Source organism: Myxococcus sp. MH1 (genome assembly GCF_059738865.1).
Genome location: NZ_AP026947.1, coordinates 6,522,089 through 6,544,280 on the forward strand (window position 1 = coordinate 6,522,089; position 22,192 = coordinate 6,544,280).

Consider the following 22,192-nt stretch of genomic DNA (forward strand, 5'->3'; position numbering starts at 1 on the left):
CCTCCTCCGGGAAGCGACGTTCAGGGCTTGACCGTGACGTTGATCTTGAAGGAGCGGTCCACCAGGCCCGGCGCGAGCGCCTTGGCCAGGAAGAACTCCACCTCGGATGTCCCCGGGTTGCGGGGGGTGAAGAAGAACTCTCGGGTGGCCGGTCCCCCATTGAGGCCCGGCTCGAAGTTGGCCTCGCGCAGACCCACGCGCTTGGCGGCGGTGGGCTCGATGGCCCAGGTGAAGCCCGGCTGCTCGGGCAGGCGCACGGTGAGGCCGTGGTTGAGCTTCACGTCCACGCTCGTGGGCACCTCGCCCTCGATGTGGACCAGCTCCATCTCATCGCGAGAGACCGCGCGCGCCTCGGACGGACGGGGCTCCACGTTCTCCGCGCCGATGCGGCCGCCCCAACCGGACGTCTTGTCCACCACGCCCATGACCTGCAGCGTGTGGCCCACGAACTTGCGCAGCCCCTTCACCGCGGCCTTGCCCTCGATGAGGAACGAGACCTGCTGACGGGTGCCGCCGTTGGACACGACGAGCACGAACTCCTCGCCCGTCATCTCGAGGTTGCCGCGCACCGCCGCGAAGCCCTTGATGCCCGCGCCCATGCCGGCCGCCGTCACCATGGAGACCTCGCCGGGCGACAGGTAGCGCAGCCGGGGCTCGGTGTCCGCCGGGGGCGCCTCCACCACCTCGGCCTCCGGCTTCTTGGCGGAGTACTTGCGCACGTCCACCACGCCGCCGTGGTTGGTCGTCTTGCGGATCAACCCGCTGACGGAGACCTTGTGGTTCACGTAGGCCGGCAGGACCTCCTGGTCCGGCCCCTGGAGCAGGAAGGTGAGCTCTCGCTTGTCGCGTCCCACCACCACCAGGTTGGGCATCTCGTTGAGGACGACCAGGCGGCCCTTGAGGCTGCCCTCGCCCGTCACGCCGCGGCCCTCACCGGCGGTGAGCAGCTGCTCCATCTCGCGCTTGGTGAGCGGCTCGCCCGGAGGCGGCAGCTTGGTGGCGCGGGGACGGGGCTTCTCCACGGCGGGGATGACGGGCGCGGAGGCCTTGGAGCCCGCCTTGCCGCCAGCGGCCTTGCCAGCGGGCGCCTTCGCCGCGGGGGCGGCCGGAGCCTTGGCCGTGGCGGACTTGGCGGCGGGAGCGGGCTTGGCGGCGGACTTCTTGGTCGCGGCGGCCTTCTCGGTCTTGTCGACCTTCTCCGCCTTCTCGGCGGCCTTGCCCTTCTCGGGGGCGACCTCCGCGGCCACCTTCTTCGCCGCGGACTTCGCGCCCTTGGCCACCGTCTCCGCGACGGCCTTGACCGCCTTCGTCGTCGAGGTGGCGACGCGCTTGGACGCGTTCTTGATCAGATCCAGCCGGGCGGATTTATCCTTCTTCGCGGCGGGCTTCGCGCCAGTCTTTCCAGCGGGAGTCGCCTTCTTGGCCCCGGACTTGGGCTTGGCCATCGACGCTGTCTCCTTGAGAGTTCCCGTGTACTTTCAACGGGTTGCCAAGCCACCCCCAGGAGGACTGGCAGGCTTCGCGATGATTGGAGCTTGTAACGATGATCAGCAGGGCTGTCAAACTAACACTTGATTTTCTCTCGGACTTTGGGTGCGAACAGCCCTGGAGAACACGCGCATGAACGACGCCGCGACACTGCTGCCGGAGGACGAGGCCCGGGCCCGGGTGCTGGCCCTGGTCCCCCCCCTGGCCACGGAGTGGGTGTCCCTGGACGAGGGCCTGGGCCGGACGCTGGCGGAGGACGTGATGGCCCAGCGCACCCTGCCCCCCTGGGACAACTCGGCCATGGACGGCTACGCGGTGCGCGCCTCCGACCTCACGGGGCCCTTGCCGGTGAGACTGCCCGTGTTGGAGACGGTCTACGCGGGCGCCACGCCCCGGCACGAGGTCCGCCCGGGCACCTGCGTGCGGATCATGACCGGCGCCCCCCTGCCCGACGGCGCGGACGCGGTGGTGATGCGCGAGCGCGCCCGCCCCGTCCCCAACGGCGGCGCGGATCAGGTGGACATCCTGGAGGCGGTGGAGTCCGGCCAGTTCGTGCGGCCGCGGGGCGAGGACGCCCACGAGGGGGCGCTGCTGCTGGCCCGGGGCACGCCCCTGGGCATCCCCGAGCTGGGGCTGTTGTGGGGCCAGGGCCAGCTGTCCATCCCCGTCCCCCGCGCGCCCCGGGTGGCCATCCTCTCCACCGGGGACGAGCTGTGCCGGGCCGACGAGCCCCCCAAGGGCCGCATCGTCGACACCAACGCCCCGTCCCTGGCGCTGGCGGTGCGCCGCGCGGGCGGACTGCCGTCCCTGCTGGGCATCGCGCAGGACACGCGGGACTCGGTGAGCGAGTTCCTGTCGCGCGCCCACGGCTTCGACGTGGTGCTCACCAGCGCGGGCGTGTCCGTGGGCGAGCGGGACTACGTGAAGGAGGTCCTGGCGGCCCTGGGCGTGGAACAGCACCTGTGGCGCGTGGCCATCAAGCCCGGCAAGCCGCTGGTGGTGGGCAAGCGCGGCAGCACGCTGTTCTTCGGCCTGCCCGGCAACCCCACCTCGTCCCTGGTGACGTTCGAACTGTTCGTCCGGCCGGCGCTGCGCCGCCTGCTGGGGCACTCGGACGTGGCCCCCATCCGGGTGTCCGGGCGGTTGGACGGCCGCCTGGCCAAGAGCCCGGGGCTGGCGCATTTCGTCCGGGTGACGGCCACCTGGCGGGAAGGAAGCTTGTGGGCACGGCCGTTGTCCACCCAGACGTCCGGAGCGCTGCGCTCCGCGGCCTCCGCGACGCACCTGCTGCACTTCCCCCGGGAGGCCAGCAGCTTGTCTCATGGGGACGGTGTGGAGTTGCTACCGGTCTCCTGGGGGGCTTGAGAAACCGAAGGCGTCCGTCACGCATCCTTTCCGCGATTCCAGGTGGGCTCCGTTGGTGAGTCCGCCTTGACTTGCGTTCCGTGGGGCACCAAACAGGGGGCCTCGCAGCCGGAGAACAGAACACCATGTCGGATACTCGCTCACCCCAGGTCCTTCCGACCCGAAAGCCCACCCAGCATCTGGAGCGCTTCTCGGAGGCGGACGTCCCCACGGGGCGTGGACCGCTGAGGACCATTGTCTTCCGGGACAAGCGCAACGGCCGCGAGCACGTGGCGCTCGTGGCGGGGAGTGTGTCGGGCGTGGAGGGGGTGCCGGTGCGCATCCACTCCGAGTGCCTGACGAGCGAGGTCTTCGGCAGCCTCAAGTGCGACTGCCGCGAGCAGCTGGACCGGGCGCTGGACTTCATCACCCAGCAGGGCCTGGGCGTGGTGCTCTACCTGCGGCAGGAGGGCCGGGGCATCGGCCTGGGGAACAAGATCAAGGCGTACGCGCTGCAGGCCAAGGGGCTGGACACGTACGAGGCGAACCGGCAGCTGGGCTTCGCGGACGACCTGCGCAGCTACGACATCGCCGCGGAGATGCTGCGCTCGCTGGACGTACGCTCGGTGGACCTCATCACCAACAACCCGCTGAAGATCGCCGGGATGGTGGAGGAAGGGATTCCGGTCCTGCGTCGAATCCCTTCCCGGACCGAGCACAATCCGCATAACGTCGACTACCTGAGGACGAAGCGCGAGCGTACGGGGCACCTGATTGAGCTCTTCGCCGAGGACGACGACACGGAAGCCAAGGCCGGCTGAGAAGACGCCCGCGCGGCGGCGCAACACCGCCGTGCGCAATCAGGCGCGCGTGCCGTTCGAGGTGCGCTTCTGGGGTGTGCGCGGTTCCATCCCCGCCCCGGGTCCGCAGACGAAGCGCTACGGGGGCAACACGCCGTGCGTGGAGGTGCGGTGCGGGGACGAGCTGCTGATCTTCGATCTGGGCTCCGGGGCGCGAGCGCTGGGTGACGCGCTGCTGGCGTCGGGCACGTCGCCGGTGCGCGGCAACATCTTCATCTCGCACTACCACTACGACCACCTGCAGGGGCTCCCCTTCTTCGCGCCCATCTTCATCCCGACGAGCGAGCTGACGGTGAACGGGCCCGCGCGCAACGGGCGCAGCACGCGCGAGCTGCTCAGCGGGCAGATGGTGCAGCCCTACTTCCCGGTGACGGCCGAGGGCACGTTCCGCGCGAAGCTGACGTATCGGGACCTGGCGCCCGGGGACACGCTGCGGGTGGGCCCCGCGAAGGTGCGGTGGCTGGAGCTGAACCACCCGGGCGGCAACCTGGGCTACCGCGTGGAGTGCGGCGACAGGTCCGTGGTGTACGCGACGGACGTGGAGCACGGCAGCGAGCTGGACGCGGCGATGTTCGAGTTCGCGCGCGGCGCGGACCTGTTCATCTACGACTCCATGTACACGGAGGACGAGTACCACGGCCGCAGTGGGCCGGCGCGCACGGGCTGGGGCCACTCGACGTGGCAGGCCGCCGTGGCCGCCGCGGACGCGGCCGAGGTCAAGACGCTGGTGCTCTTCCACCACGACCCGTCCCGCGACGACGTGGCCATGGACAAGCTGCTGCGTCAGGTGCGCAAGCACCGCCCGGAGGCCATCGCCGCCAAGGAGGCGATGGTCCTCTCGCTGTAGCTCAGGCGCCGCCGCGCTGGCGGGCCACCGCGCGCTTCACCGTCTCGCGCAATCCCACGAAGGGCAGGCGCTCCAGGGCGGTGGGCACGTCCACCCACTCGAAGGTGTCGTGCTCCGGGCCCAGGCGGACCTCCGCGTCCGGAGGGGCCTGGACGGCGAAGCCGTTCTCCCGCGCGAGCACGGGGGGCAGCGTCTCGCCGATGGCGAAGGCGTGCTGGTAGTGGAGGTCCTCGGGAGCAAGGCGCAGTCCGGTCTCCTCCTCGAGCTCGCGGGCGGCGGCCTGGGCGGGTGATTCACCGGGCTCCACGCGGCCCGTGAGGATCTGCCAGAAGCCTCCGCGCTCGGGGCGGCGGCGCACGAGCAGGACGCGGGCCTCGGGGCCATGTCCGCGCACCACGGCGACGCTGACGGTGGACATGGGCGGCGGCGCATCGACGCGCTCGCTGTCGAACACGGCGCAGAAGCTGCGAGCCAGGGCCTCTTCCACGTCGGGCACGGGGATGGCGTTGCCACGCTCGCGCTGCATGGACGTGACGCCGGCCTCGCGGATGCCGCACGGGACGATGAAGCGGAAGTGCTCCATCTTCGTGTTCACGTTGAGCGCGAAGCCGTGCGTGGTGAGCCAGCGGGAGATGTGGACGCCGATGGCGGCGATCTTCCGCGCGTCCGGGGCGCCCTCCTCGCCAATCCACACACCGGGCCACTTGGGGATGGGGCCGGCGGTGATGCCCCACTCGGACAGCACCTGCATGATGGAGCGCTCCACGTCGCGCACGTAGCGACGCACGTCACGGCGCGACTCGGGGAGCAGGAAGATGGGGTAGCCGACGATCTGCCCGGGGCCGTGGTAGGTGACGTCGCCGCCGCGGTTGGTCTCGAAGACCTGGACGCCCTCGGCGGAGAGGCTCGCGTCGGAGGCGGTGATGTTCTCGCGCTTCGCGCCTCGGCCGAGGGTCAGCACGGGCGGGTGCTCCAGGAGGAGCAGTGCGTCCGAGCAGAGCCCCTCGCGACGCGCGTCGCCGAACAGGCGCATGAGCTCGAGGCCGTCCTCGTACTCCACCCGGCCGAGCCGGTAGACGGTGATGGTGTTCACGACGTTCCCTTCTTGCGCCGCCCCTTGCGAGCAGGGGCTGGCTTCGTGACTTTGTCGAGGTCCCAGGTGCCTGGGGGGATGCGCTGGAGGAGCGCCCGGAGCTCATGGCCCGCGCGCGGGGAACGCGCGGCCTCCGCCACGAGCACGAAGAGGGCCTTCTCGGACACCGTCGTCGTGTGCTCGCGCGCGGCGAGGTGGGCCCGGGCCATGTCCCTGTATTCGGCGGAGGTGGGCGGACGCAGGGACACGAGGCGCTGAACGTGCTCCAGGATGCTCACTGTGACGGTGCCGCTCACGGCACGCGACAGGGCGTCCGTGGTGGGGACGTTGAGGCGGAGGCCATTTCCACGCAGCGCGAGCTTGCTCGACGTGGGTGACATGCCCCGCGCGCTGAGCACCACCGTGGGTCTCGAGGCCCGCCCCAGGAAGGCGCTGAGTGTGCGCTGCTGTTCCGTGGTCAGCTGGTCCACGTCCTCGATGAACAGCGGCGTGGAGGATGGAGCCGCCGTGAGCGCGTCGACCTTGGTGAGAGCGCCCTGCCCTTCTCGCTGGAGCATCTGGAGCAAGGTGCTCTTCCCACAGCCCTCCGCACCGATGAGCAGCACGCAGCGGACGCCCGTGCGGAGTGCATCGATGAGCGCACTCCGCGCCTCCGGCTGCCCGATGAAGTCCGGCGCGCTCGGAGTCGGCGTCTCGACGCGAGGACGGGCCGGGAGCGACACCGGGCTCACCGAGTCACCGAACAGGGATGATGAGGCCGTGAGGCAGGCCTTGCAGATGAACGCGCCCGCCGGCCCCGCGACGAGCTCACCAATCTCCACGCGAGGTCGGCAACAGAACGAGCACCACGCGTCCAGCGTCACGTCCGCGCGGGTGGGGCCACGTTCGATGATGCGCGGCTTGCGTCGACGCTGGGGTGGCGTGTCCTCCACGTCGTGAGGCTCGCGCGCGACGTCATCCTCACCGCCTTCGAATTCGTCAGACGGCTCGCGCAGCGGCGCTCCGAACGGACGGGTTCCCGTCACACCCAAGAGGTGGGGCTGGCTCGCCTCGGCGCTCACGAACTCGCCCAGGTCCCCCAGAAGCCAGGTCTCATCCTCGACCTCGGATGCGCCGCTCGACCCCACCGCGCCCGACGTGTCATCGGCTCCGGACACGCCAGCCACCGGGCCATCCCACGCATCGAGCAGCCCTGGACTCCAGGACGCATCGTCAGAGCCAGCGCCACCCATGAGTCGATCGCCACCGAAGCTTCGTGCTCGACTTCGCGCACCTGCGCTCCGGGCCATGAATCGGAAGTCTGGCGACGCTCGGGCTGTCACGCTCGAGGCCTCGCCGGAACTCGCACTGTCGTCAGCGTCCAGTTCCCAGTCCCGCGCCGGCACTCCGGCTGTCACGCCCGACGACTGGCCACGCGTCGAGCCAGAGCGCTCGCTGTCGGCCCCGACCCTGCTCCGGCCTCGCGGCGCGAGTCCTCCCTGCTCGGGAGATTCCCCTCCCCCATCGTCGGCTGATCGCGAGCAGGGCGAAGCTCCGGCTGTCACGCGCGACGTCACACCAGCGCCAATGCTGTCGTGCGGATCAGCGACCCACCCCTGTCGAGGCGGCCCGGCCCTTCCCGGAGACGCTCCTGTGCTTTCGTCCGTCGGAGCGAGCGCGTCATCTCGCGACGCCTCGGCCTCGTACGAGTCGCTGCCACGCGACAGCTGGGCCTCCAGGCGCTGCAGGTCTTCACTCACCTCTGCGTCCAACACCCACGCGGTGACTTCGGCAGGTGCTTGCGCGAGCCCAGGCGCCTCCTCCTCGCGCAGCGCGGCTTCGATGAGGCGCTGCCTCAACGCCAGCTCCAATGACGAGACACCCTCCTCGCCTCCCATCATCAAGGGCGCTGGAGGGGCAGGCTCGTCAGCGTCCATCGCCGACATCCGCTCGAGTCGCGCCACCTCGTCGGCGATGTCCGCGCGGTGCGCATCCAGTCGGCGCGCATGGCGCAGCAACTGGAGCGCCCGAGGTGCGTTCCCCGCGCGCTGGAAGAGCGTCGCGGCCTGGAACAACAGCTCCACCGCACGAGGCGCGTCACCGCTCAGCTCGGCGGACTGCGCGGCGCGAATCAGCTCGCGAGGGTTCTCGGCCATACCGACAGAGCCTAACCGTCTTGGAGGACCACCGCCCGACCTCCGTCGAGCGGGCGGTCCGTCCCCTGGCAACCCCACGGGACGCCCTACCGTGGACACGAGGCCCGGGAGCCTCCGCTCACCGGGCCCGCATCCAGGGACCTCAGGTCATCGCCAGGAACAGCATGTCCGGCTTCTCGAGGTACTTGATGACTTCGTACACGAAGTCCGCGGCCACCGAGCCGTCGATGACGCGGTGGTCGCACGACAGCGACAGGTTCATCATGTCGCGGACCACGACCTGGTCCTTCACCACGGCCGGGCGCTTCTTGAGCTTGTGCACGCCCATGATGCCCACCTCGGGGTGGTTGATGATGGGCGTGGCAAACAGGCCGCCCGTCTGCCCGAGCGAGGTGATGGTGAAGGTGCCGCCCGTCAGCTCCTCCATCTTCAGCTTGCGCTCGCGCGCCGCCACACCCAGCCGCGACGTCTCGCGCGCCAGCTCGGCCAGCGTCAGCCGGTCCGCGTCCTTCACCACCGCCACCGTCAGGCCGTCCGGCGTCGCCACCGCCATGCCGATGTTGTACTCGCCGCGCACCACCAGCTCCTGCGCCGCCTCGTCGAAGTTGGCGTTCAGGTGCGGGAAGCGCTTCAGCGCGGCGATGGTCGCCTTGATGATGAACGGCAGGTAGTTGATCTTCGTGTTGTCGCCCACCGCCGCCAGCTGCGCGTTGAGCCGCGCACGCAGCGCCACCAGCTCCGTCGCGTCCACTTCCTCCACGAAGGCGAAGTGCGGCATCGTGAACTTCGAGCGCACCATCTTCTCGGCGATCTTCTTGCGCAGCCCCCGCAGTGGCACGCGCTCGTCCGAGCGACCCGTCGACACGGAGGGCGCCGCGGGACGCGCCTGGGCCGGCGCCGCCACCACCACGTTCTTCTGCTCGCCACCACCCTCCAGCGCCGCCACCACGTCCGCCTTCGTCACCCGCCCCTGCGGACCACTGCCGGAGATGGTCGTCAGGTCCAGCCCGTGCTCACGCGCCATCCGACGCGTCACCGGCGTGGCCAGCACCTTCGTCGCCTGCGTCGACGCCGCGGCAGCCGCCGGAGCGGGCGCCGCCGCCGAAGCCGCCGGAGCGGGAGCCCCGTGGCCCGCGGCCTGGACCGGCGCGGCGCCTTCGATCTCCATCGTCACCAGCGGGTGGTGCACCTTCGCGATGTCCCCTTCCTTGCCGTGCGTCTGGATGACGCGGCCGGCCTTCGGGCTGGGGACGGTGACGGTGGCCTTGTCCGTCATCACCTCGGCGAGCACCTGGTCTTCCTTGACGACGTCGCCGGCCTTGACGTGCCACTTGACCAGCTCGCCCTCCATCACGCCTTCACCGAGGTCGGGGAGCTTGAATTCGAAGGTTGCCATGGGGTGTCTTTCCGAGAGGAACGGGGGTTGCGTCAAGGCTCGAATCGGGCCCGCTCAGCCGAGTCGCTCCAGGCGCTCGCGCTCCATCAGGCCCTTCATGAAGAACTCGGCGGCGCGATAGCTGGAACGAACCAGCGGACCCGAGGCCACGTAGAGGAAACCGTAGGACTCGGCCAGCTTCTTGTACGACTCGAACTGCGCCGGAGTGACGAAGCGCTCCACGCGCAGGTGGTACTGCGAGGGCTGCAGGTACTGTCCCAGCGTGAGCACGTCCACGCCCACGCCGCGCAAATCCTTGAAGGTCTGCTCCAGCTCGGCGTCCGTCTCGCCCAGGCCCACCATGACCGACGTCTTGGTGTAGAGGCCCTCGGGACGGTTCTTCAGGTACTCGAGCACGCGCAGCGACTGGGCGTACTTCGCGCGCCGGTCTCTCACCGTCGGCGTCAGCCGCTCCACCGTCTCCACGTTGTGCGCGACGACGTGCGGCCGGGCCTCGGCCACCGTGGCCAGGTCCTTCTCCACGCCCTTGAAGTCGGGGATGAGCACCTCGACGATGGTGCGCGGGCTCTCGCGGCGCAGCTCGCGGATCGCGGAGGCGAAGTGGCTGGCGCCACCGTCGGGCCGGTCATCCCGGTTCACCGACGTGACGACGATGTACTCCAGGTCCATCTCCTTGACGGCCTGGGCCAGGTGGATGGGCTCCATCGGATCCAACGGCGGCGGAGCGCCCACCTTCACGTGGCAGAAGCGGCACGCGCGCGTGCAGACCTCACCCATCAGCATCACCGTGGCCGTGCCACCACCCCAGCACTCGGCGATGTTCGGGCAGCGGGCCTCTTCGCACACGGTGGCCAGCTTCGTGCGCTTCACGATGGCCTTGACCCGCTCGTACCCCTCGCCGTGAGGCAGGCGGACCTTCAGCCAGTCCGGCTTGCGGGTCGTCTCTGTCACCTGGGGGAGAGGGAACCGGTCAGGAGTCGCCATGGGTCGCGGGCCTTCTATGGTTTGGGCGGAAGACGTTCAAGCGGGAAGCCTCTAACGCGAGGCGTTAGCACCCGCAGGGCCTTCGCGCACGTCGTCTCCCTACTAATGCCCGCGCCCCGGCCGGGCAGCCCCCTGTCGGCGAGCACCGGGGCCCCCGGATGCCCAGCCTGAAGCCCATGGCCGCCATCCACCTGGGCACCAGCGGGTACGTCTACAAGGACTGGAAGCAGCGCTTCTACCCCACCGGCCTGTCGGCCCGCCGCTGGCTCTCCTGGTACGCGCGCGTCTTCCCCACGGTGGAGCTCAACGCGACCTTCTACCGGCTGCCCACGCCCCAGGCCGTGGACCGCTGGCGCGACGAGGTCCCCGGCCGCTTCCGCTTCGCCTGCAAGGGCAGCCGCTTCCTCACCCACCTCAAGCGCCTCACCGACGTGGACGAGGGCCTGGAGCGCTTCTACGCCCCCGTCCTGCGCCTGGGCCGCAAGCTGGGCCCCATCCTCTGGCAGCTCCCGCCCCACATGACGCGGGCGGACCCGGAGAAGCTGGACCGCTTCCTCGCCCACCAGCCTCGGGGCATCCGCCAGGTCGTCGAGTTCCGTCACGCGGCCTGGTACCACCCGGAGGTGCTGGACGTCCTGGAGCGGCACCGCGCCGGGCTCTGCGAGCACGACCTGCTGCCCGAGCCGATTCCCCACCCCACCGGGGGCTTGCGCTACCTGCGCTTCCACGGCACCGAGGCCCGGTACGTGGGCCGCTACGGCAAGGCGGCCCTGCGCCCCGTGGCGCGCGACTTGAAGCGGTGGAGGGACGCGGGCCACACCGCCTGGGTCTACTTCAACAACGACTCGCGAGGGCACGCGCTGCTGGACGCGCTGGACCTGGCGGAGCTGCTGGACCTGGGCATCGGGAGGACGCCGGAAATGGAGAGGCCGCCCTCGAAGCTCGCGCTCCGGGACGGCCCCAGCGGGCACCCGTGAGGGGCGCCCGTCCTCCACCCTCGCCGACTAGAAGTGGCGCGGGTGACCCAGCGTGGCCTCGGCGCCCTCGTGGACGATCTCCGAGAGCGTCGGGTGGGCGTGGATGGTGCCCGCCAGCTCCTCGGTGGTGATCTCCAGCTTCAGCGCGACGCAGGCCTCGGCCAGCAGCTCCGTGGCGTGCGGACCGATGATGTGGATGCCCAGCACCTCGTCGTACTTCTTGTCGGAGACGATCTTGATGAGGCCCGTGGACTCGTTGGTGATGGCGGACTTCGTCACCGCGCCGAACGGGGCGTTGCCGATCTTGACGTCGTAGCCGCGCTCCTTGGCCTTCTTCTCCGTCAGGCCCACCGAGGCGACCTCGGGGTAGCAGTACGTGGCGGACGGGGTGAGGTCGTAGTTGATGGGCTGCGGGTTCTTGCCCGCGATGTGCTCCACCGCGACCACGCACTCGGCGCTGGCCATGTGGGCCAGCATCGGGGTGGGGATGACGTCGCCCACCGCGTAGACGTTGGGCTCGCTGGTGCGCAGCATCGAGTCGACCTTGATGTAGCCGCGCTCGGTCTTGATGGACGTCTTGTCCAGGCCCACGTCGTCCGTCACCGGCGAGCGGCCCACGGCCGACAGGAGGATCTCCGCCTCCAGCGTCTTGGTCTCGTTGCCGACCTTCATCGTGACGCGCACGCCGTCCGCCGTGTGCTCCACCTTCTCCACCGCGGAGCCCGTGTGCACGTCGATGCCGCGGCGGCGGAAGATCTTCTCCAGCTCCTTGGAGATGTCCGCGTCCTCGATGGGCAAGAGCGCCGGCAGGTACTCCACGATGGCCGTCTTGCTGCCCACGTGGTTGAAGATGGACGCGAACTCACAGCCGACCGCGCCCGCGCCCAGGACGATGATGCTCTTGGGGATGCGCTCGAGCTGCAGGATGGAGTCGCTGTTGAGCACGCGCTTGTGGTCCACCGGCACGTTCGGCAGGGACTTGGGGACCGAGCCCGTCGCGATGATGACGTTCTTGGCGTCCAGCACCTGCTTGGTGCCGTCGGCGGCGGTGACCTCCACCTTGCCCTTGCCCGCGATGCGGCCGTGGCCCTTGATGACCGTCACCTTGTTCTTCTTCATCAAGAAGTCGATGCCGTTGGCACCCTTGGTGACGACCTTGTCCTTGTGCTTCATCGCGTTCGGCCAGTTGACCGTCGGGCTCGACAGGTCGATGCCGAAGTCCCCGGCCTCCTTGACGTGGTGGAACAGCTCCGCCGTCCACAGCAGGGACTTGGTGGGGATGCACCCGCGGTGGAGGCACGTGCCACCCAGACGCTTGTCCTTCTCGATGATGGCCGTCTTCAGCCCGAGTTGCCCCGCGCGGATGGCGCCCACGTAGCCGCCAGGGCCCGAACCGATGATCACCACGTCGAACGTCTCAGCCACGCACGCCTCCGTCATTATTTGCGGATGGAACCCGGTGGGGCTGATAACCCCCGCTCCCGGTTGGAATCAAGGAGATTGCTCGTGCGCCGTTTCCCGCTCAGAACCCTCCTCCTGATGCTCGTGGCGCTCATCGCCTTCGGCCGTCTGTGGTGCGTGACGCACCAGGATGTGACGAGCGCTGCCCCGCCCGAGCGCCCCCCCGCCCGGGCCGCCGCCTCCCCGGCCGCCCCCGTCACGCTCGGCTCGCCCGACTGTCTCGCCCTGGAGCGGGCCCTGGACGCCGCCCTGCGCGCCCCCGAGGTCCCCAGCATCCTGGACGATGCCCGGGCGCGCCTGAAGGCCTGCGCCCAGCCCACCGCGCGCGCCTGCGAGCTGGGGCCGGCCCTGAATGCCCGGGCCCCGTTCAGCCAGGGAGTGGACACTCCGCTGCGGGGCCTCCTGGCCACGCTGTGCGAGCAGTGCCCGGGCCGGGTGAACCCCTGCGCGCAGCGCGTGGGTCAGGCCCTGCTGGACGCCACCGTGGGCCGCGCGCCGGAGGTCCCCGAGCTGCTGTGGAACCTGGAGCACGCGGGGCCGGGCACGGCGGGAGCCTGCGACACCCTCGTCCGGTTGGGGCTGGCCCCGGCCGCCCAGGCGGAGGTCGCCCTGCCCGCGACGGTGCTCCCACTGCTGGAGGGTCTCGCCCCCCGCTGCCAGGGGGCCGGGCTCCTTCCCGTGTCCGTGCTGCGCGCGGCGGCGCTCCAGCAGGGGGACAAGGTGCCCACGCTCCGGACGCTCGTCAGCGCGCCGCGCGTGGAGACCGAGCCGGTGAAGCCGGATCAGCTCACCGGGGCCCAGCCCGGCTTCCAGGCCTTCGACGGGGACGAGAACACGCGCGTCGCGGTGAGCAACGCGGCGAAGACCTCACGCTGGGCGGCGGATGGGGCGCTGCGCGCGGGCTACGCGCCCACGCTCAAGCACCTGGTGGGCGTGCGCGTCCGGGCGAAGGGCGCGGGCACGCTGCGCGCCGTCGTGCGCACCCCGAAGGGCGTGGGGCTCGGTGACCCGGAGGGAGGTTTCTCGTTCGTGAACCCCACGGTGTGCCGCTACCAGGGCACGGGCGCGTGGGAGAGCTGCGTGCTGACCGTGCCGCAGGTGGACGTGGACGCGGTCAGCGTGTTCCCCGAGAGCGCGGACGGCCAGCTCGCGGAGCTGGAGATACTCGGCGCCCGGTGAGTTCGCGCCGGGGCGGCCTCAGGCGACGAGGCCGCGCTCCTTGGCGAGCTGGAAGATGGGCGCCGCGTCCTTCTTCAGGACGGTGCTCACGTCCTTGACGATGGACTCGCCCGACTTCGCCACCGACAGGAAGTTGTCGAAGGTGCGGGTGAGGATGAGCACGCCGGAGATGATGACGCGCTGGAGGTTGTGCTGCAGGTCCGTGCCCTCGTAGATGAGCCACGCCTGCTCGACACACTTCTTGCGCGCGTCCACCAGGAAGTTGTTGAGGATGGTGCGCTCGTTCGCGTCGGGCACCTTGGACTTCGGGCTCACGGAGCCGATGTAGATGAGGCGCGTGTTGAGGCTCGTCGCCGCCTCTTCCATCTGAGCCAGGATCGCCGCGACGTCCTCCTTGGTCGGAGGATTCTGCCAGCGGGAGAAGATGACTCGGTCGATGAGCTCTGCCTTGTACGTGGTGGGGCCGTTCACGATGCCTCCGGTGAGGCGGACGGTTTCGATGCCACGAAGCGCCCGGCCGGCGTTCTCCACTGCGCCGCGCGTCTGGATGTGTAGCAGGAACACTCCTTTCATTGAAGAGAGTCACTGCTGGGGGCGCGCACCTCTTCGTCGCAGTGCGACTGTGAGGATGCAGCCGTGACGGACAAATCCCGCTGGGTCGACGCTGACACGTCCGGAATTCGGGGGCTGATACGTGGAATGTCCGGACAGCCCCGCGTGGATTTCACGTGAAGTGTGACGGCCTCATCTCGTGTCGTTTGAGACCTGGGGTGCCGCGCGACGAGCGAGCACCGCCTTCACGTCCTCGAGCGAGAGCCCCAGGGGCTTGATGGCGACGAGCAGGTGGTAGAGCAGGTCGGCGGCCTCCTCCACGGCGCGGCTCGCGTCCGCGTCCGCGCAGGCGGTGACCAGCTCCGCGGCTTCTTCTCCCAGCTTCTTGAGGCGCAGGTTCCTGTCGCCGAGCAGGCGTCGCGTGTAGCCAGGCTTCTCGTCTCGCGCCGGGGCGTGTGAAGCGCGCTCGGTGAGCGTGGCGTCGAGCGCGGCGAGCGCATCCCAGCGACCGGAGCCGAAGCAGGTCTCCTCGCCGGTGTGACAGGCGGGGCCGGCCTTGTGGACGCGGGCGAGCACCGCGTCCCTGTCGCAGTCCGCGCGCAGCGAGACGACGCGTTGGGTGTTCCCGCTGGTGGCGCCCTTGTGCCAGAGGCCTCGCGAGCGGGAGCGGTAGTGCATCTCGCCGGTGGCGAGCGTGCGCTCCAGGGCCTCGCGGTCCGCGTGCGCGACCATCAGCACGTCGCCCGTGGCCGCGTCCTGGGTCACCACCGTGACGAGCCCGTTGCCCTTGGTGAAGTCGAGTGTGTCCAGGTCCAGCATCAGTCGTTCCTCAGCGCGCCCAGGCGCTCACGGGTGATGCGGGCCAATGCCGTATTCGTGGCGATGCCGTTGCCGCCGAAGGCGGTGCGCTCTCCGGTCCAGTCGGTGAAGACACCGCCGGCTTCCTCGATGATGGGCTGGAGCGCGGCCGCATCCCAGGGCGAGAGCAGCTCGTCCACCATCACCTCCGCGCGTCCCGTGGCGACGAGCAGATAGCCGTAGCAGTCGCCCCAGGTGCGTGACACGGCCGCGTCACGTGTGAAGCGGCGCCAGGCCTCGCCTCGTTCGGGGAACTGGGAGAAGCGCTCGTCGGTGGAGAGGACCACCGCGCGGGCGAGGTCGGATTGCTCGGAGACGCGGGCGCGCTGGCCGTTCCAGAAGCAACCTTCGCCAGGAGCGGCGACGAGCAGCTCGCCCACCGCGGGGAAGTACGCGGCCCCCACGAGGATGCGCTCACCTTCCGCCAGTGCGACGAGCGTGCCCCACAGCGGCACTCCGCGGATGAAGGTCTTGGTGCCGTCGATGGGGTCGAGAATCCAGCGACGCTTCGCGCCGGGGCGTGTCTCACCGAACTCCTCACCGAGGATGCCGTCCTCGGGGAAGCGCGTCTCGAGCCACTCGCGTGCCGTCTGCTCCGCGGTGCGGTCCGCCACGGTGACGGGTGTGCCGTCGCTCTTGGTGTCCACCGCGATGCCTCCTCGGAAGAATTTGAGCGCGACGTCACCCGCCGAGCGCGCGACCTCCGCCGCCGCCTGCATCAGTCCCTGGCTCGTCATCTCATGCTCCTGTTTCCCACGGTGTTCGTCCGAAGCGACCGGAGGGGCTTGAGCGAAGCACCGCCGCTGGCAGCCAACCCTCGGGGCGCGGGCTCGCGCGGCGCAACCGGGTGATGGTGTTCCTCGATGCGGCATCGATGTCGGGAAGACATCGCGCCTCGGACACGCGCATCGCGCAGCGAAAGGTCCGGGTCATGGCGTGCTCCGAATCGGCAGGCCGCTCGAGCGCAGGAGCGACTTGATGGCGCCCACCGTCGTGAGCCCATCGTGGAGGATGCCCGCCACCAGCGCCGCGTCCGCGCCACCTCGCGTGAGCCCGTCCCTCACGTGCTCCGCGCTGCCCGCGCCACCCGAGGCGATGACGGGCACGGCGACCGCGTCCACCACCCTCCGGGTCAGCTCCAGGTCGTAGCCCGAACGCGCGCCGTCCTGGTCGATGCTCGTGAGCAGCACCTCCCCTGCCCCACGCGCCACGCACACCTGGGCCCAGGTCACCGCGTCCAGCTCGGTCGGCCTTCGCCCTCCATGCGTGTAGACGCGGTAGCGCTCTCCTTCCTTGCGAGCATCGATGCTCGCCACCACGCACTGGGCTCCGAAGCGCTCTGCGCACTCGGTGAGCAGCTCGGGCCGAGCCACCGCCGCCGAGTTGATGCTCACCTTGTCCGCCCCCGAGCGCAGCGCCCGGCCCACGTCCTCCACCGTGCGCACGCCGCCGCCCACCGTCAGCGGAATGAACAGCTGCTCCGCCGTGCGCCGCACCAAATCCCAGAGCGTCTCGCGCTCCTCCGCGCTCGCGGAGATGTCGAGGAACGTCACCTCGTCCGCGCCCTCCCGTTCGTAGCGCAGCGCCAGCTCCACCGGGTCGCCGACGTCGCGAAGCCCCTCGAAGCGGACCCCCTTCACCACCCGGCCGCCCTTCACGTCCAGACAGACGATGAGTCGTCGCGTGAGCATCACGTCACCTCCAGGGCCACGGAGCCCTTCATGCTGAACACCGTGCCGCCATCCACCATCGCGTCCCGCAGCGCGAGCCCCAGCGCCTTGAACGCGGCCTCCGTCACGTGGTGACGGTCCTTCCCACGCAGCACCCGCAGGTGCAGCGTCACCTTCGCGTGCTCACAGAACGAGCGCATCCAGTGCTCGTACAGCCGGTTCTTCAGCGGGCCCTCGTAGAAGAAGCGTCCCCCGGCATCCAGGCACGCCTGCACCAGCGCGTCGTCCATGGGAATGGTCCGCTCCGCGAAGCGCGCCGCCGTCGCGGGAATCACCCGCTGCACCGCCGTCCCCAGCGTGATCGCCACGTCCTCCATCAGGTGGTGCTTGAGGTCACCCCGCGCATGCAGCTTCAAGTCGAGCCCCGCGTAGCGCCCGAAGGTGGAGAGCATGTGGTCGAAGAACACGAGCCCCGTGTCCACCTGCGTCTGCCCGCGACCGAGCGACACCTCCACGCGCACCTGCGTCTCCTTCGTCTCCCGAGTGACCAGGGTCATTCCGCGAACTCCCGCGCGACTTCACGCGCATCCAGTCGTCCCGTGTACAGCGCCATGCCGATGACCGCTCCGTACGCCCCCGCCGAGGCCAGCGCGCGCAGGTCGTCCATCGTCGTCACGCCCCCAGACGCGTAGAGCCGATGACGACTGCGCTCCACCACCTCGCGCATCAAGGACAGGTCCACGCCCTCCAGCTGTCCTTCCTTGTGCACCGCCGTCACCAACAGCCCACCGAGCGCCAGGGGCTCCAGCACCGCGAGGACCTGGTCCAGCGTCCTGCCACTCCCCGCCGTCCAGCCTCGCGTCACCACCTCCCGCCCGCGCACGTCCGCCGCCACCACCACGCGCCCCGGGAAGCGCTCCGTCACCTCCGCCAGCCACCCCGCGTCCTCGATGGCGCGCGTGCCCACCACCACCCCCGAGGCACCTCCCTCCAGCAGCGCCGTCACCCGCGCGGTGTCCCGGACACCCCCGCCCACCGTGAAGGCGAGCCCCGGCTCGTGCGACGTGAGTCGCGTCACCACCCGAGCGTTGGAGCCACGCCCCAGCGCCGCGTCCAGGTCGACGACGTGAAAGGAACGGAAGCCGAAGCCACGCCAGTGCCGAAGCGCGTCGAGCGGGTCATCCACTCGCACCCGCTCCGCGTCATACGAGCCTCCGACGAGCTGCACACAGGCCCCCTCGCGCAGGTCGATGGCTGGGATGGCCCTCATGAGCGCACCTCACGGAGGAACGCCCGCACGAAGGCCACACCCGAGGCCGACGACTTCTCCGGGTGGAACTGCACACCCACCACCTTCCCTCGGCGCACCGCCGCGGGAAAGCGGTCCTCCTCGTGCGTCGTCCACGCGGTGACGAGCGACGGGTCCGCCACCCGGCACACGTAGCTGTGCGCGTAGTACACGGTGTCCAGCTTCGCTCCGGACAACGTGCTGTCCTCGTCCACCTGGTTCCAGCCGATATGCGGCACCCGCCGGGCCGCCAGTCGCTGCACGTGGCCCGCGAAGTAGCCCAGCCCCTTCCCCGCCCCCTCGTCGCTCGAGTCGAACAGCAGCTGCATCCCCAGGCAGATGCCCAGGCACGGCAACCCTCGCTCCAGCGCCAGACGCATCGTGTCCCGCCCCTGCGCCAGCCTCGCCGCCGCGAGACCGAACGCCCCCACACCGGGCAACACGAGCACATCCGTGTCCACTGCCCGGCGTGGGTCCTCCTCGACGTGGACCTCCACGCCCGGCTCCATGGCCAGGGCCTTCGAGAGCGAGTGCAGGTTTCCAGCGCCGTAATCGAACAGGGTGACTCTCATCGCAAGGACTCCCGCAGCGCCACGAGCGCCGCCTCGAGCATGGGCCACGGTCCACTGCCGATCCGGAGCGCATCCCCCACGCCGGTCAGCCCCTGGAAGGCCCTCACGTTCACATCCCGCTCACGCATCCGCTGGGCCACCCCCAGCGCGTCCGGCATCGGCACCATCAGGAAGTTGCCCTCCGAGGGCAGCGGCGACAGCCCCATCGACATCAATTCCGCGCGGAGATGTTCACGATTCTTCCGTGCCTCGACCACCTGGGCCTCGACCCACATCCGGTCCTCGCGCAGGACGGCGACGGCCATCGACTCCGCCAATGTCGTGAGCTTGTACGGTCCGCGCGCCTTCTCCACCTCCGCGATGAGCGCCGGGCTGCCCACGCCCCAGCCCACCCGCATGCCCGCGAGCCCATAGGCCTTGGAGAACGTCCGCGTCACCAGCACGTTCTGCCGCGTGCGCGCCAGGCCCAGGAAGTCCGGCGCCGAGGAGAACTCCACGTAGGCCTCGTCGATGATGACGATGCCCGGCGCCTTCTCCACCACGTGCTCCACCGCCGCGCGGGACAGCGACGTGCCCGTGGGGTTGTTCGGCGAGCACAGGTAGATGACCTTCGCCCCCGTGGCCAGCAGCGCCTCCGGGTCCACGTCGAAGTCCGCGCGCAGGGGCACCGGCGCCGCCTTCAAGCCGTTCACCTTCGCGAACAGCGGCATCATCACGAACGTCGGGTCCTGGAACGCGAGCACCTCACCCGGCTCCAGGAACGCGCGCAGCGCGCTGTCCAACACGTCGTCCGAGCCACAGCCCGTCGTCACGCACCCGACACCGACACCGAGCCGAGAAGCGAGGACGTTGCGCAGGTCGGGCGCGTAGCCTCGCGGGTAACGGGACAGTGACTCCGGACGGGACTCGCGCAGCACCCGCTCCGCCGCGGGAGGCACGCCGAAGAGGTTCGTGTTGTCGCTCAGGTCCACGCGACACGGCCGCTTCGGCGGTGAATACAGGGGGATGTCCCGGAAGGACTCGCGCAGGGGAATCATGCGCCCCTCCAGGCACGCGCGGCGTCGGCGTGCGCGAACAGCCCCTCGCTGTCGGCGAGCAGTCCCACGTCCTCCGCCAGCGCCTCGGAGGCCGCGCGCTCCACGCGCTGGTAGGTGGTCCACCGGTAGAAGTCGAGCAGGTTCAGGCCCGAGTACGCCCGCGCCAGCCCCGCCGTGGGCAGCACGTGGTTGGAGCCCGTCATGTAGTCGCCGTACGCCACCGACGAGCGCTCACCGAGGAAGACGGTGCCCGCGTTGCGCACCCTCGCCAGGTCCGCGGAGGGCGCGGCCGTGGCGAGCAACAGGTGCTCCGGCGCGAAGTCCGCCACGAACGGCCACGCCTCCTCCAGCGAGGCGACGCTCAGCACCGCGCCCCGGGAGCGCAGCGCCGCCGCGACGATCTCCTGCCGCTTCGCGTCCTCCGCCAGCCGACGCACCTGCTCCGCGACGGCCTCCGCCACCCCCTCACCGCGCGCCACCGTCACGCACGCGGCATCCGGGTCGTGCTCGGCCTGCGCCAACATCTCCCGCGCCACCGCCTCGGGGCTCGCCGTCTCGTCGGCGACGACGAGGATTTCACTCGGTCCCGCCGGCGCCTCGATGGCCACCGCGCCCACCACCTGGAGCTTGGCCTCCGCCACGTACGCGTTGCCCGGCCCGACGATGCGGTCCACCCGGGGCACGCTCTCCGTGCCGTACGCCATGGCCGCCACCGCGCCCGCGCCCCCCAACGCGAAGACCCGGTCCGCCCCCGCGAGCACCGCCGCCGCCAGCACGCTCGGGTGCGGCAGGCCATCCGGCCCCGGCGGCGAGCAGACGATGACCTCCCCCACGCCCGCCACCTTCGCGGGCACCACGCCCATCAACACGCTGCTCGGATACACCGCTCGCCCGCCGGGCGCGTACACGCCCACGCGGCCCAGCGGGTCGGGCCTGCGTCCCACCAACACCCCCGGCTCCGTCTCCACCTCCACCGCGCGCGGCTTCTGCGCCTCGTGGGCCCGAGCGATGTTGCGCGCCGCGCGCTCCAACGCCCGCGCCACCGAGGGCTCCAGCGACGCGAGCGCCTGCTCACAGCGCGCCCGGGGCACCTCCAGCGAGGACAGCTCCGCCCGGTCGAACTGCCGCGCCATCTCGAACAGCGCCCAGTCCCCGTCCAGCCTGACCTTCGCGATGAGCTCCCGCACCCGCGCAGCGATGCGCGTGTCCACGTCCCCACCGCGCTCCAACAACCGCTGACGGTCCTGACGCGAGAGGCTGGCCAGCGGCCCCCGGTACCGCAGGAACGAAGGAAGCGACATCATCACGCCACCAGCCTTTCGATGCGCGTGACCAGGATGCCCTCGCACCCCAGCGTCTTCAGCGCGTTGACGGTGCGGTAGATGGTCTTCGCCGGCACCACCGCGTGCACCGCGACGAACCGGCCTCCGTCCAGCACGTCCACCACCGTGGGACCGTTGAGTCCCGGCAACACCTCACGCACCCGGGGCAGCTCGTCCTTCGGCACGTTCGCCATCAGGTAGCGCTTGCCCCGCGCCGCGAGCACCGAGCCGAGCGCGAGCTTCAGCTCCTCCAGCTTCCTCCGCGCCTCCGGCACGTTCGCCTGGCACGCCACCAGCCGCGCGCTGGACTCCAGCACGGTGGCCACCTCGCGCAGGCCGTTCATCTTCAACGTGGACCCGGTGGACGTCAGGTCCACGACGATGTCCGCGATGCCCAGGTGCGGCGCGATCTCCGCCGCGCCCGACACGGGCACCACCGTGACGCTCTGCCCCCGGCGCGCGAAGTAGTCCTGCGTCAGACGCGGAAAGCATGACGCGACGCGCATGCCGTCACGCACGTCGTTGGCGTGGCTGATTCCACTCTCCTCGCGCGCGGCCACCACCAGGCGGCAGCGTCCGAACTCCAGGTCCATCAGGTGCTCGAGCTCACGACCCGCCTCGTTCACCAAATCCCAGCCGGTGACGCCCGCGTGCGCCGCACCGTCCGCGACGAACTCCGGGATGTCCTGCGCGCGGACGAAGATGGCCTCGAACTCGCCGCCGAGCGACGCGGTGAGCGCGCGCTCGCCTCGGGCGCGGACCTCCAGGCCCGCATCGTTGAAAAGCTCACGGACCTCTTCGGAGAGGCGGCCTTTGTTGGGAAGAGCGATCTTCAGCAACATGGGTGGACCTGCGGGGGACTGCGGGGGAACGGTGGCCGCGCGGAAACGAAAAAAGGCCCGTCCAGGGGGGACGGGCCTTCGGTCGCTGCGGCAGGTGCCGGGAGGGTGGTGCGTCTAGTGGCTCACCCAGGCATGCGCATGGCGAACGGTCCCGTCGGGGCCGAGCCGATGATGCGCATGATGGGGATGCACGGAAGAGAGACGCACGGCTCCATCAGTAATGGCAAAGGTGCCCCGCCGTCAACTCGACCTGCGTCATGCCGCTTGCAAACCCTCGACGGGGCGAG

21 protein-coding genes are annotated in these 22,192 nt (G+C 70.3%); 5 read left to right on the top strand and 16 right to left on the bottom strand.

Translation table 11 applies throughout. The annotated features are described in order from the left end of the window. Positions 1 to 20: 20 nt before the first annotated feature. The gene (locus tag AC6JA9_RS25360; RefSeq protein ID WP_223747637.1) at positions 21 to 1,445 is read right to left on the bottom strand and encodes a protease inhibitor I42 family protein; all 1,425 of its coding nucleotides are present in this window, start codon (positions 1,443 to 1,445) and stop codon (positions 21 to 23) included. Positions 1,446 to 1,620: 175 nt separating this feature from the next. On the opposite strand from AC6JA9_RS25360, the gene AC6JA9_RS25365 reads away from it, so the two are divergent. The 3 genes from AC6JA9_RS25365 (at position 1,621) to AC6JA9_RS25375 (ending at position 4,539) form a co-directional block, all read left to right on the top strand. After that, the gene (locus tag AC6JA9_RS25365; RefSeq protein ID WP_223747636.1) at positions 1,621 to 2,853 is read left to right on the top strand and encodes a molybdopterin molybdotransferase MoeA; all 1,233 of its coding nucleotides are present in this window, start codon (positions 1,621 to 1,623) and stop codon (positions 2,851 to 2,853) included. Between the two features lie 125 nt (positions 2,854 to 2,978). Beyond that, positions 2,979 to 3,653, top strand: a complete 675-nt coding sequence (ribA, locus tag AC6JA9_RS25370) for a GTP cyclohydrolase II (RefSeq protein WP_141325957.1) — start codon at positions 2,979 to 2,981, stop codon at positions 3,651 to 3,653. 49 nt (positions 3,654 to 3,702) lie between these two features. After that, the gene (locus tag AC6JA9_RS25375) at positions 3,703 to 4,539 is read left to right on the top strand and encodes an MBL fold metallo-hydrolase (protein WP_223747739.1); all 837 of its coding nucleotides are present in this window, start codon (positions 3,703 to 3,705) and stop codon (positions 4,537 to 4,539) included. A gap of 1 nt (position 4,540) precedes the next feature. Here the strand turns inward: AC6JA9_RS25375 and lipB are convergent, their stop codons facing one another. The 4 genes from lipB to lipA all read right to left on the bottom strand — a co-directional run bounded on the left by lipB (position 4,541) and on the right by lipA (position 10,147). After that, positions 4,541 to 5,632, bottom strand: a complete 1,092-nt coding sequence (lipB, locus tag AC6JA9_RS25380; protein ID WP_473565840.1) for a lipoyl(octanoyl) transferase LipB — start codon at positions 5,630 to 5,632, stop codon at positions 4,541 to 4,543. After that, a complete protein-coding gene (locus AC6JA9_RS25385) occupies positions 5,629 to 6,789 on the bottom strand; it encodes a ClpX C4-type zinc finger protein (protein ID WP_497957968.1) in 1,161 nt (386 codons plus the stop codon). Before AC6JA9_RS25385 ends, lipB begins: the two co-directional genes overlap by 4 nt. 1,120 nt (positions 6,790 to 7,909) lie before the next feature. Then, positions 7,910 to 9,163 carry a dihydrolipoamide acetyltransferase family protein gene (locus AC6JA9_RS25390; protein ID WP_267700600.1) on the bottom strand — a complete coding sequence of 418 codons (1,254 nt, stop codon included), beginning with the start codon at positions 9,161 to 9,163 and terminating at the stop codon, positions 7,910 to 7,912. Positions 9,164 to 9,217: 54 nt separating this feature from the next. Continuing rightward, on the bottom strand, positions 9,218 to 10,147 hold the full coding sequence (gene lipA / locus AC6JA9_RS25395) for a lipoyl synthase (RefSeq protein ID WP_223747632.1): 930 nt from the start codon (positions 10,145 to 10,147) through the stop codon (positions 9,218 to 9,220). Positions 10,148 to 10,305: 158 nt separating this feature from the next. On the opposite strand from lipA, the gene AC6JA9_RS25400 reads away from it, so the two are divergent. Then, entirely contained in the window at positions 10,306 to 11,124 is an 819-nt protein-coding gene (locus tag AC6JA9_RS25400; RefSeq protein WP_497957969.1) for a DUF72 domain-containing protein, read from the top strand. A 27-nt stretch (positions 11,125 to 11,151) separates the two neighbouring features. Here the strand turns inward: AC6JA9_RS25400 and lpdA are convergent, their stop codons facing one another. Then, positions 11,152 to 12,549, bottom strand: a complete 1,398-nt coding sequence (gene lpdA, locus AC6JA9_RS25405; protein ID WP_223747630.1) for a dihydrolipoyl dehydrogenase — start codon at positions 12,547 to 12,549, stop codon at positions 11,152 to 11,154. Between the two features lie 81 nt (positions 12,550 to 12,630). Here lpdA and AC6JA9_RS25410 point away from each other — a divergent pair, with 81 nt between their 5' ends. Further along, entirely contained in the window at positions 12,631 to 13,764 is a 1,134-nt protein-coding gene (locus tag AC6JA9_RS25410) for a hypothetical protein (RefSeq protein WP_497957970.1), read from the top strand. An 18-nt stretch (positions 13,765 to 13,782) separates the two neighbouring features. Here the strand turns inward: AC6JA9_RS25410 and AC6JA9_RS25415 are convergent, their stop codons facing one another. From AC6JA9_RS25415 to hisG, 10 genes are all read right to left on the bottom strand, one after another. Continuing rightward, entirely contained in the window at positions 13,783 to 14,337 is a 555-nt protein-coding gene (locus AC6JA9_RS25415) for a DofB protein (protein ID WP_223747628.1), read from the bottom strand. Positions 14,338 to 14,508: 171 nt separating this feature from the next. Beyond that, the gene (hisIE, locus tag AC6JA9_RS25420) at positions 14,509 to 15,135 is read right to left on the bottom strand and encodes a bifunctional phosphoribosyl-AMP cyclohydrolase/phosphoribosyl-ATP diphosphatase HisIE (RefSeq protein ID WP_223785155.1); all 627 of its coding nucleotides are present in this window, start codon (positions 15,133 to 15,135) and stop codon (positions 14,509 to 14,511) included. Then, entirely contained in the window at positions 15,135 to 15,911 is a 777-nt protein-coding gene (hisN, locus tag AC6JA9_RS25425) for a histidinol-phosphatase (RefSeq protein ID WP_497957971.1), read from the bottom strand. Before hisN ends, hisIE begins: the two co-directional genes overlap by 1 nt. Positions 15,912 to 16,103: 192 nt before the next feature. Further along, positions 16,104 to 16,865: an imidazole glycerol phosphate synthase subunit HisF gene (gene hisF, locus AC6JA9_RS25430; protein WP_223747625.1), complete on the bottom strand. Its 762-nt coding sequence runs from the start codon at positions 16,863 to 16,865 to the stop codon at positions 16,104 to 16,106. Continuing rightward, positions 16,865 to 17,401, bottom strand: coding sequence for an imidazoleglycerol-phosphate dehydratase (locus AC6JA9_RS25435; RefSeq protein ID WP_248545192.1), 537 nt, complete (start codon positions 17,399 to 17,401; stop codon positions 16,865 to 16,867). Before AC6JA9_RS25435 ends, hisF begins: the two co-directional genes overlap by 1 nt. Continuing rightward, complete coding sequence (locus AC6JA9_RS25440) at positions 17,398 to 18,114, bottom strand: 1-(5-phosphoribosyl)-5-[(5-phosphoribosylamino)methylideneamino]imidazole-4-carboxamide isomerase (RefSeq protein WP_248545193.1); 717 nt, start codon at positions 18,112 to 18,114, stop codon at positions 17,398 to 17,400. Before AC6JA9_RS25440 ends, AC6JA9_RS25435 begins: the two co-directional genes overlap by 4 nt. Next, positions 18,111 to 18,704 carry an imidazole glycerol phosphate synthase subunit HisH gene (hisH, locus tag AC6JA9_RS25445; RefSeq protein WP_497957972.1) on the bottom strand — a complete coding sequence of 198 codons (594 nt, stop codon included), beginning with the start codon at positions 18,702 to 18,704 and terminating at the stop codon, positions 18,111 to 18,113. The genes AC6JA9_RS25440 and hisH overlap by 4 nt, the downstream gene beginning before the upstream one ends. Next, positions 18,701 to 19,741 carry a pyridoxal phosphate-dependent aminotransferase gene (locus AC6JA9_RS25450; protein WP_267700593.1) on the bottom strand — a complete coding sequence of 347 codons (1,041 nt, stop codon included), beginning with the start codon at positions 19,739 to 19,741 and terminating at the stop codon, positions 18,701 to 18,703. Before AC6JA9_RS25450 ends, hisH begins: the two co-directional genes overlap by 4 nt. Further along, positions 19,738 to 21,045: a histidinol dehydrogenase gene (gene hisD / locus AC6JA9_RS25455; protein WP_370642012.1), complete on the bottom strand. Its 1,308-nt coding sequence runs from the start codon at positions 21,043 to 21,045 to the stop codon at positions 19,738 to 19,740. Before hisD ends, AC6JA9_RS25450 begins: the two co-directional genes overlap by 4 nt. Further along, positions 21,045 to 21,905 (bottom strand): ATP phosphoribosyltransferase, encoded by an 861-nt coding sequence (gene hisG / locus AC6JA9_RS25460; protein ID WP_141332745.1) that lies wholly within the window; start codon positions 21,903 to 21,905, stop codon positions 21,045 to 21,047. The genes hisD and hisG overlap by 1 nt, the downstream gene beginning before the upstream one ends. Positions 21,906 to 22,192: the final 287 nt, after the last annotated feature.

Bases quoted from the DNA above. Each gene is read 5' to 3' on its own strand.
- lipA (WP_223747632.1), bottom strand. From the start codon at position 10,147: ATGGCGACTCCTGACCGGTTCCCTCTCCCCCAGGTGACAGAGACGACC.
- hisG (WP_141332745.1), bottom strand. From the start codon at position 21,905: ATGTTGCTGAAGATCGCTCTTCCCAACAAAGGCCGCCTCTCCGAAGAG.
- AC6JA9_RS25450 (WP_267700593.1), bottom strand. From the start codon at position 19,741: ATGATTCCCCTGCGCGAGTCCTTCCGGGACATCCCCCTGTATTCACCG.
- hisD (WP_370642012.1), bottom strand. From the start codon at position 21,045: ATGATGTCGCTTCCTTCGTTCCTGCGGTACCGGGGGCCGCTGGCCAGC.
- AC6JA9_RS25360 (WP_223747637.1), bottom strand. From the start codon at position 1,445: ATGGCCAAGCCCAAGTCCGGGGCCAAGAAGGCGACTCCCGCTGGAAAG.
- hisH (WP_497957972.1), bottom strand. From the start codon at position 18,704: ATGAGAGTCACCCTGTTCGATTACGGCGCTGGAAACCTGCACTCGCTC.
- AC6JA9_RS25440 (WP_248545193.1), bottom strand. From the start codon at position 18,114: ATGAGGGCCATCCCAGCCATCGACCTGCGCGAGGGGGCCTGTGTGCAG.
- ribA (WP_141325957.1), top strand. From the start codon at position 2,979: ATGTCGGATACTCGCTCACCCCAGGTCCTTCCGACCCGAAAGCCCACC.
- hisIE (WP_223785155.1), bottom strand. From the start codon at position 15,135: ATGCTGGACCTGGACACACTCGACTTCACCAAGGGCAACGGGCTCGTC.
- AC6JA9_RS25435 (WP_248545192.1), bottom strand. From the start codon at position 17,401: ATGACCCTGGTCACTCGGGAGACGAAGGAGACGCAGGTGCGCGTGGAG.
- AC6JA9_RS25365 (WP_223747636.1), top strand. From the start codon at position 1,621: ATGAACGACGCCGCGACACTGCTGCCGGAGGACGAGGCCCGGGCCCGG.
- AC6JA9_RS25400 (WP_497957969.1), top strand. From the start codon at position 10,306: ATGCCCAGCCTGAAGCCCATGGCCGCCATCCACCTGGGCACCAGCGGG.
- AC6JA9_RS25390 (WP_267700600.1), bottom strand. From the start codon at position 9,163: ATGGCAACCTTCGAATTCAAGCTCCCCGACCTCGGTGAAGGCGTGATG.
- AC6JA9_RS25415 (WP_223747628.1), bottom strand. From the start codon at position 14,337: ATGAAAGGAGTGTTCCTGCTACACATCCAGACGCGCGGCGCAGTGGAG.
- hisF (WP_223747625.1), bottom strand. From the start codon at position 16,865: ATGCTCACGCGACGACTCATCGTCTGTCTGGACGTGAAGGGCGGCCGG.
- hisN (WP_497957971.1), bottom strand. From the start codon at position 15,911: ATGACGAGCCAGGGACTGATGCAGGCGGCGGCGGAGGTCGCGCGCTCG.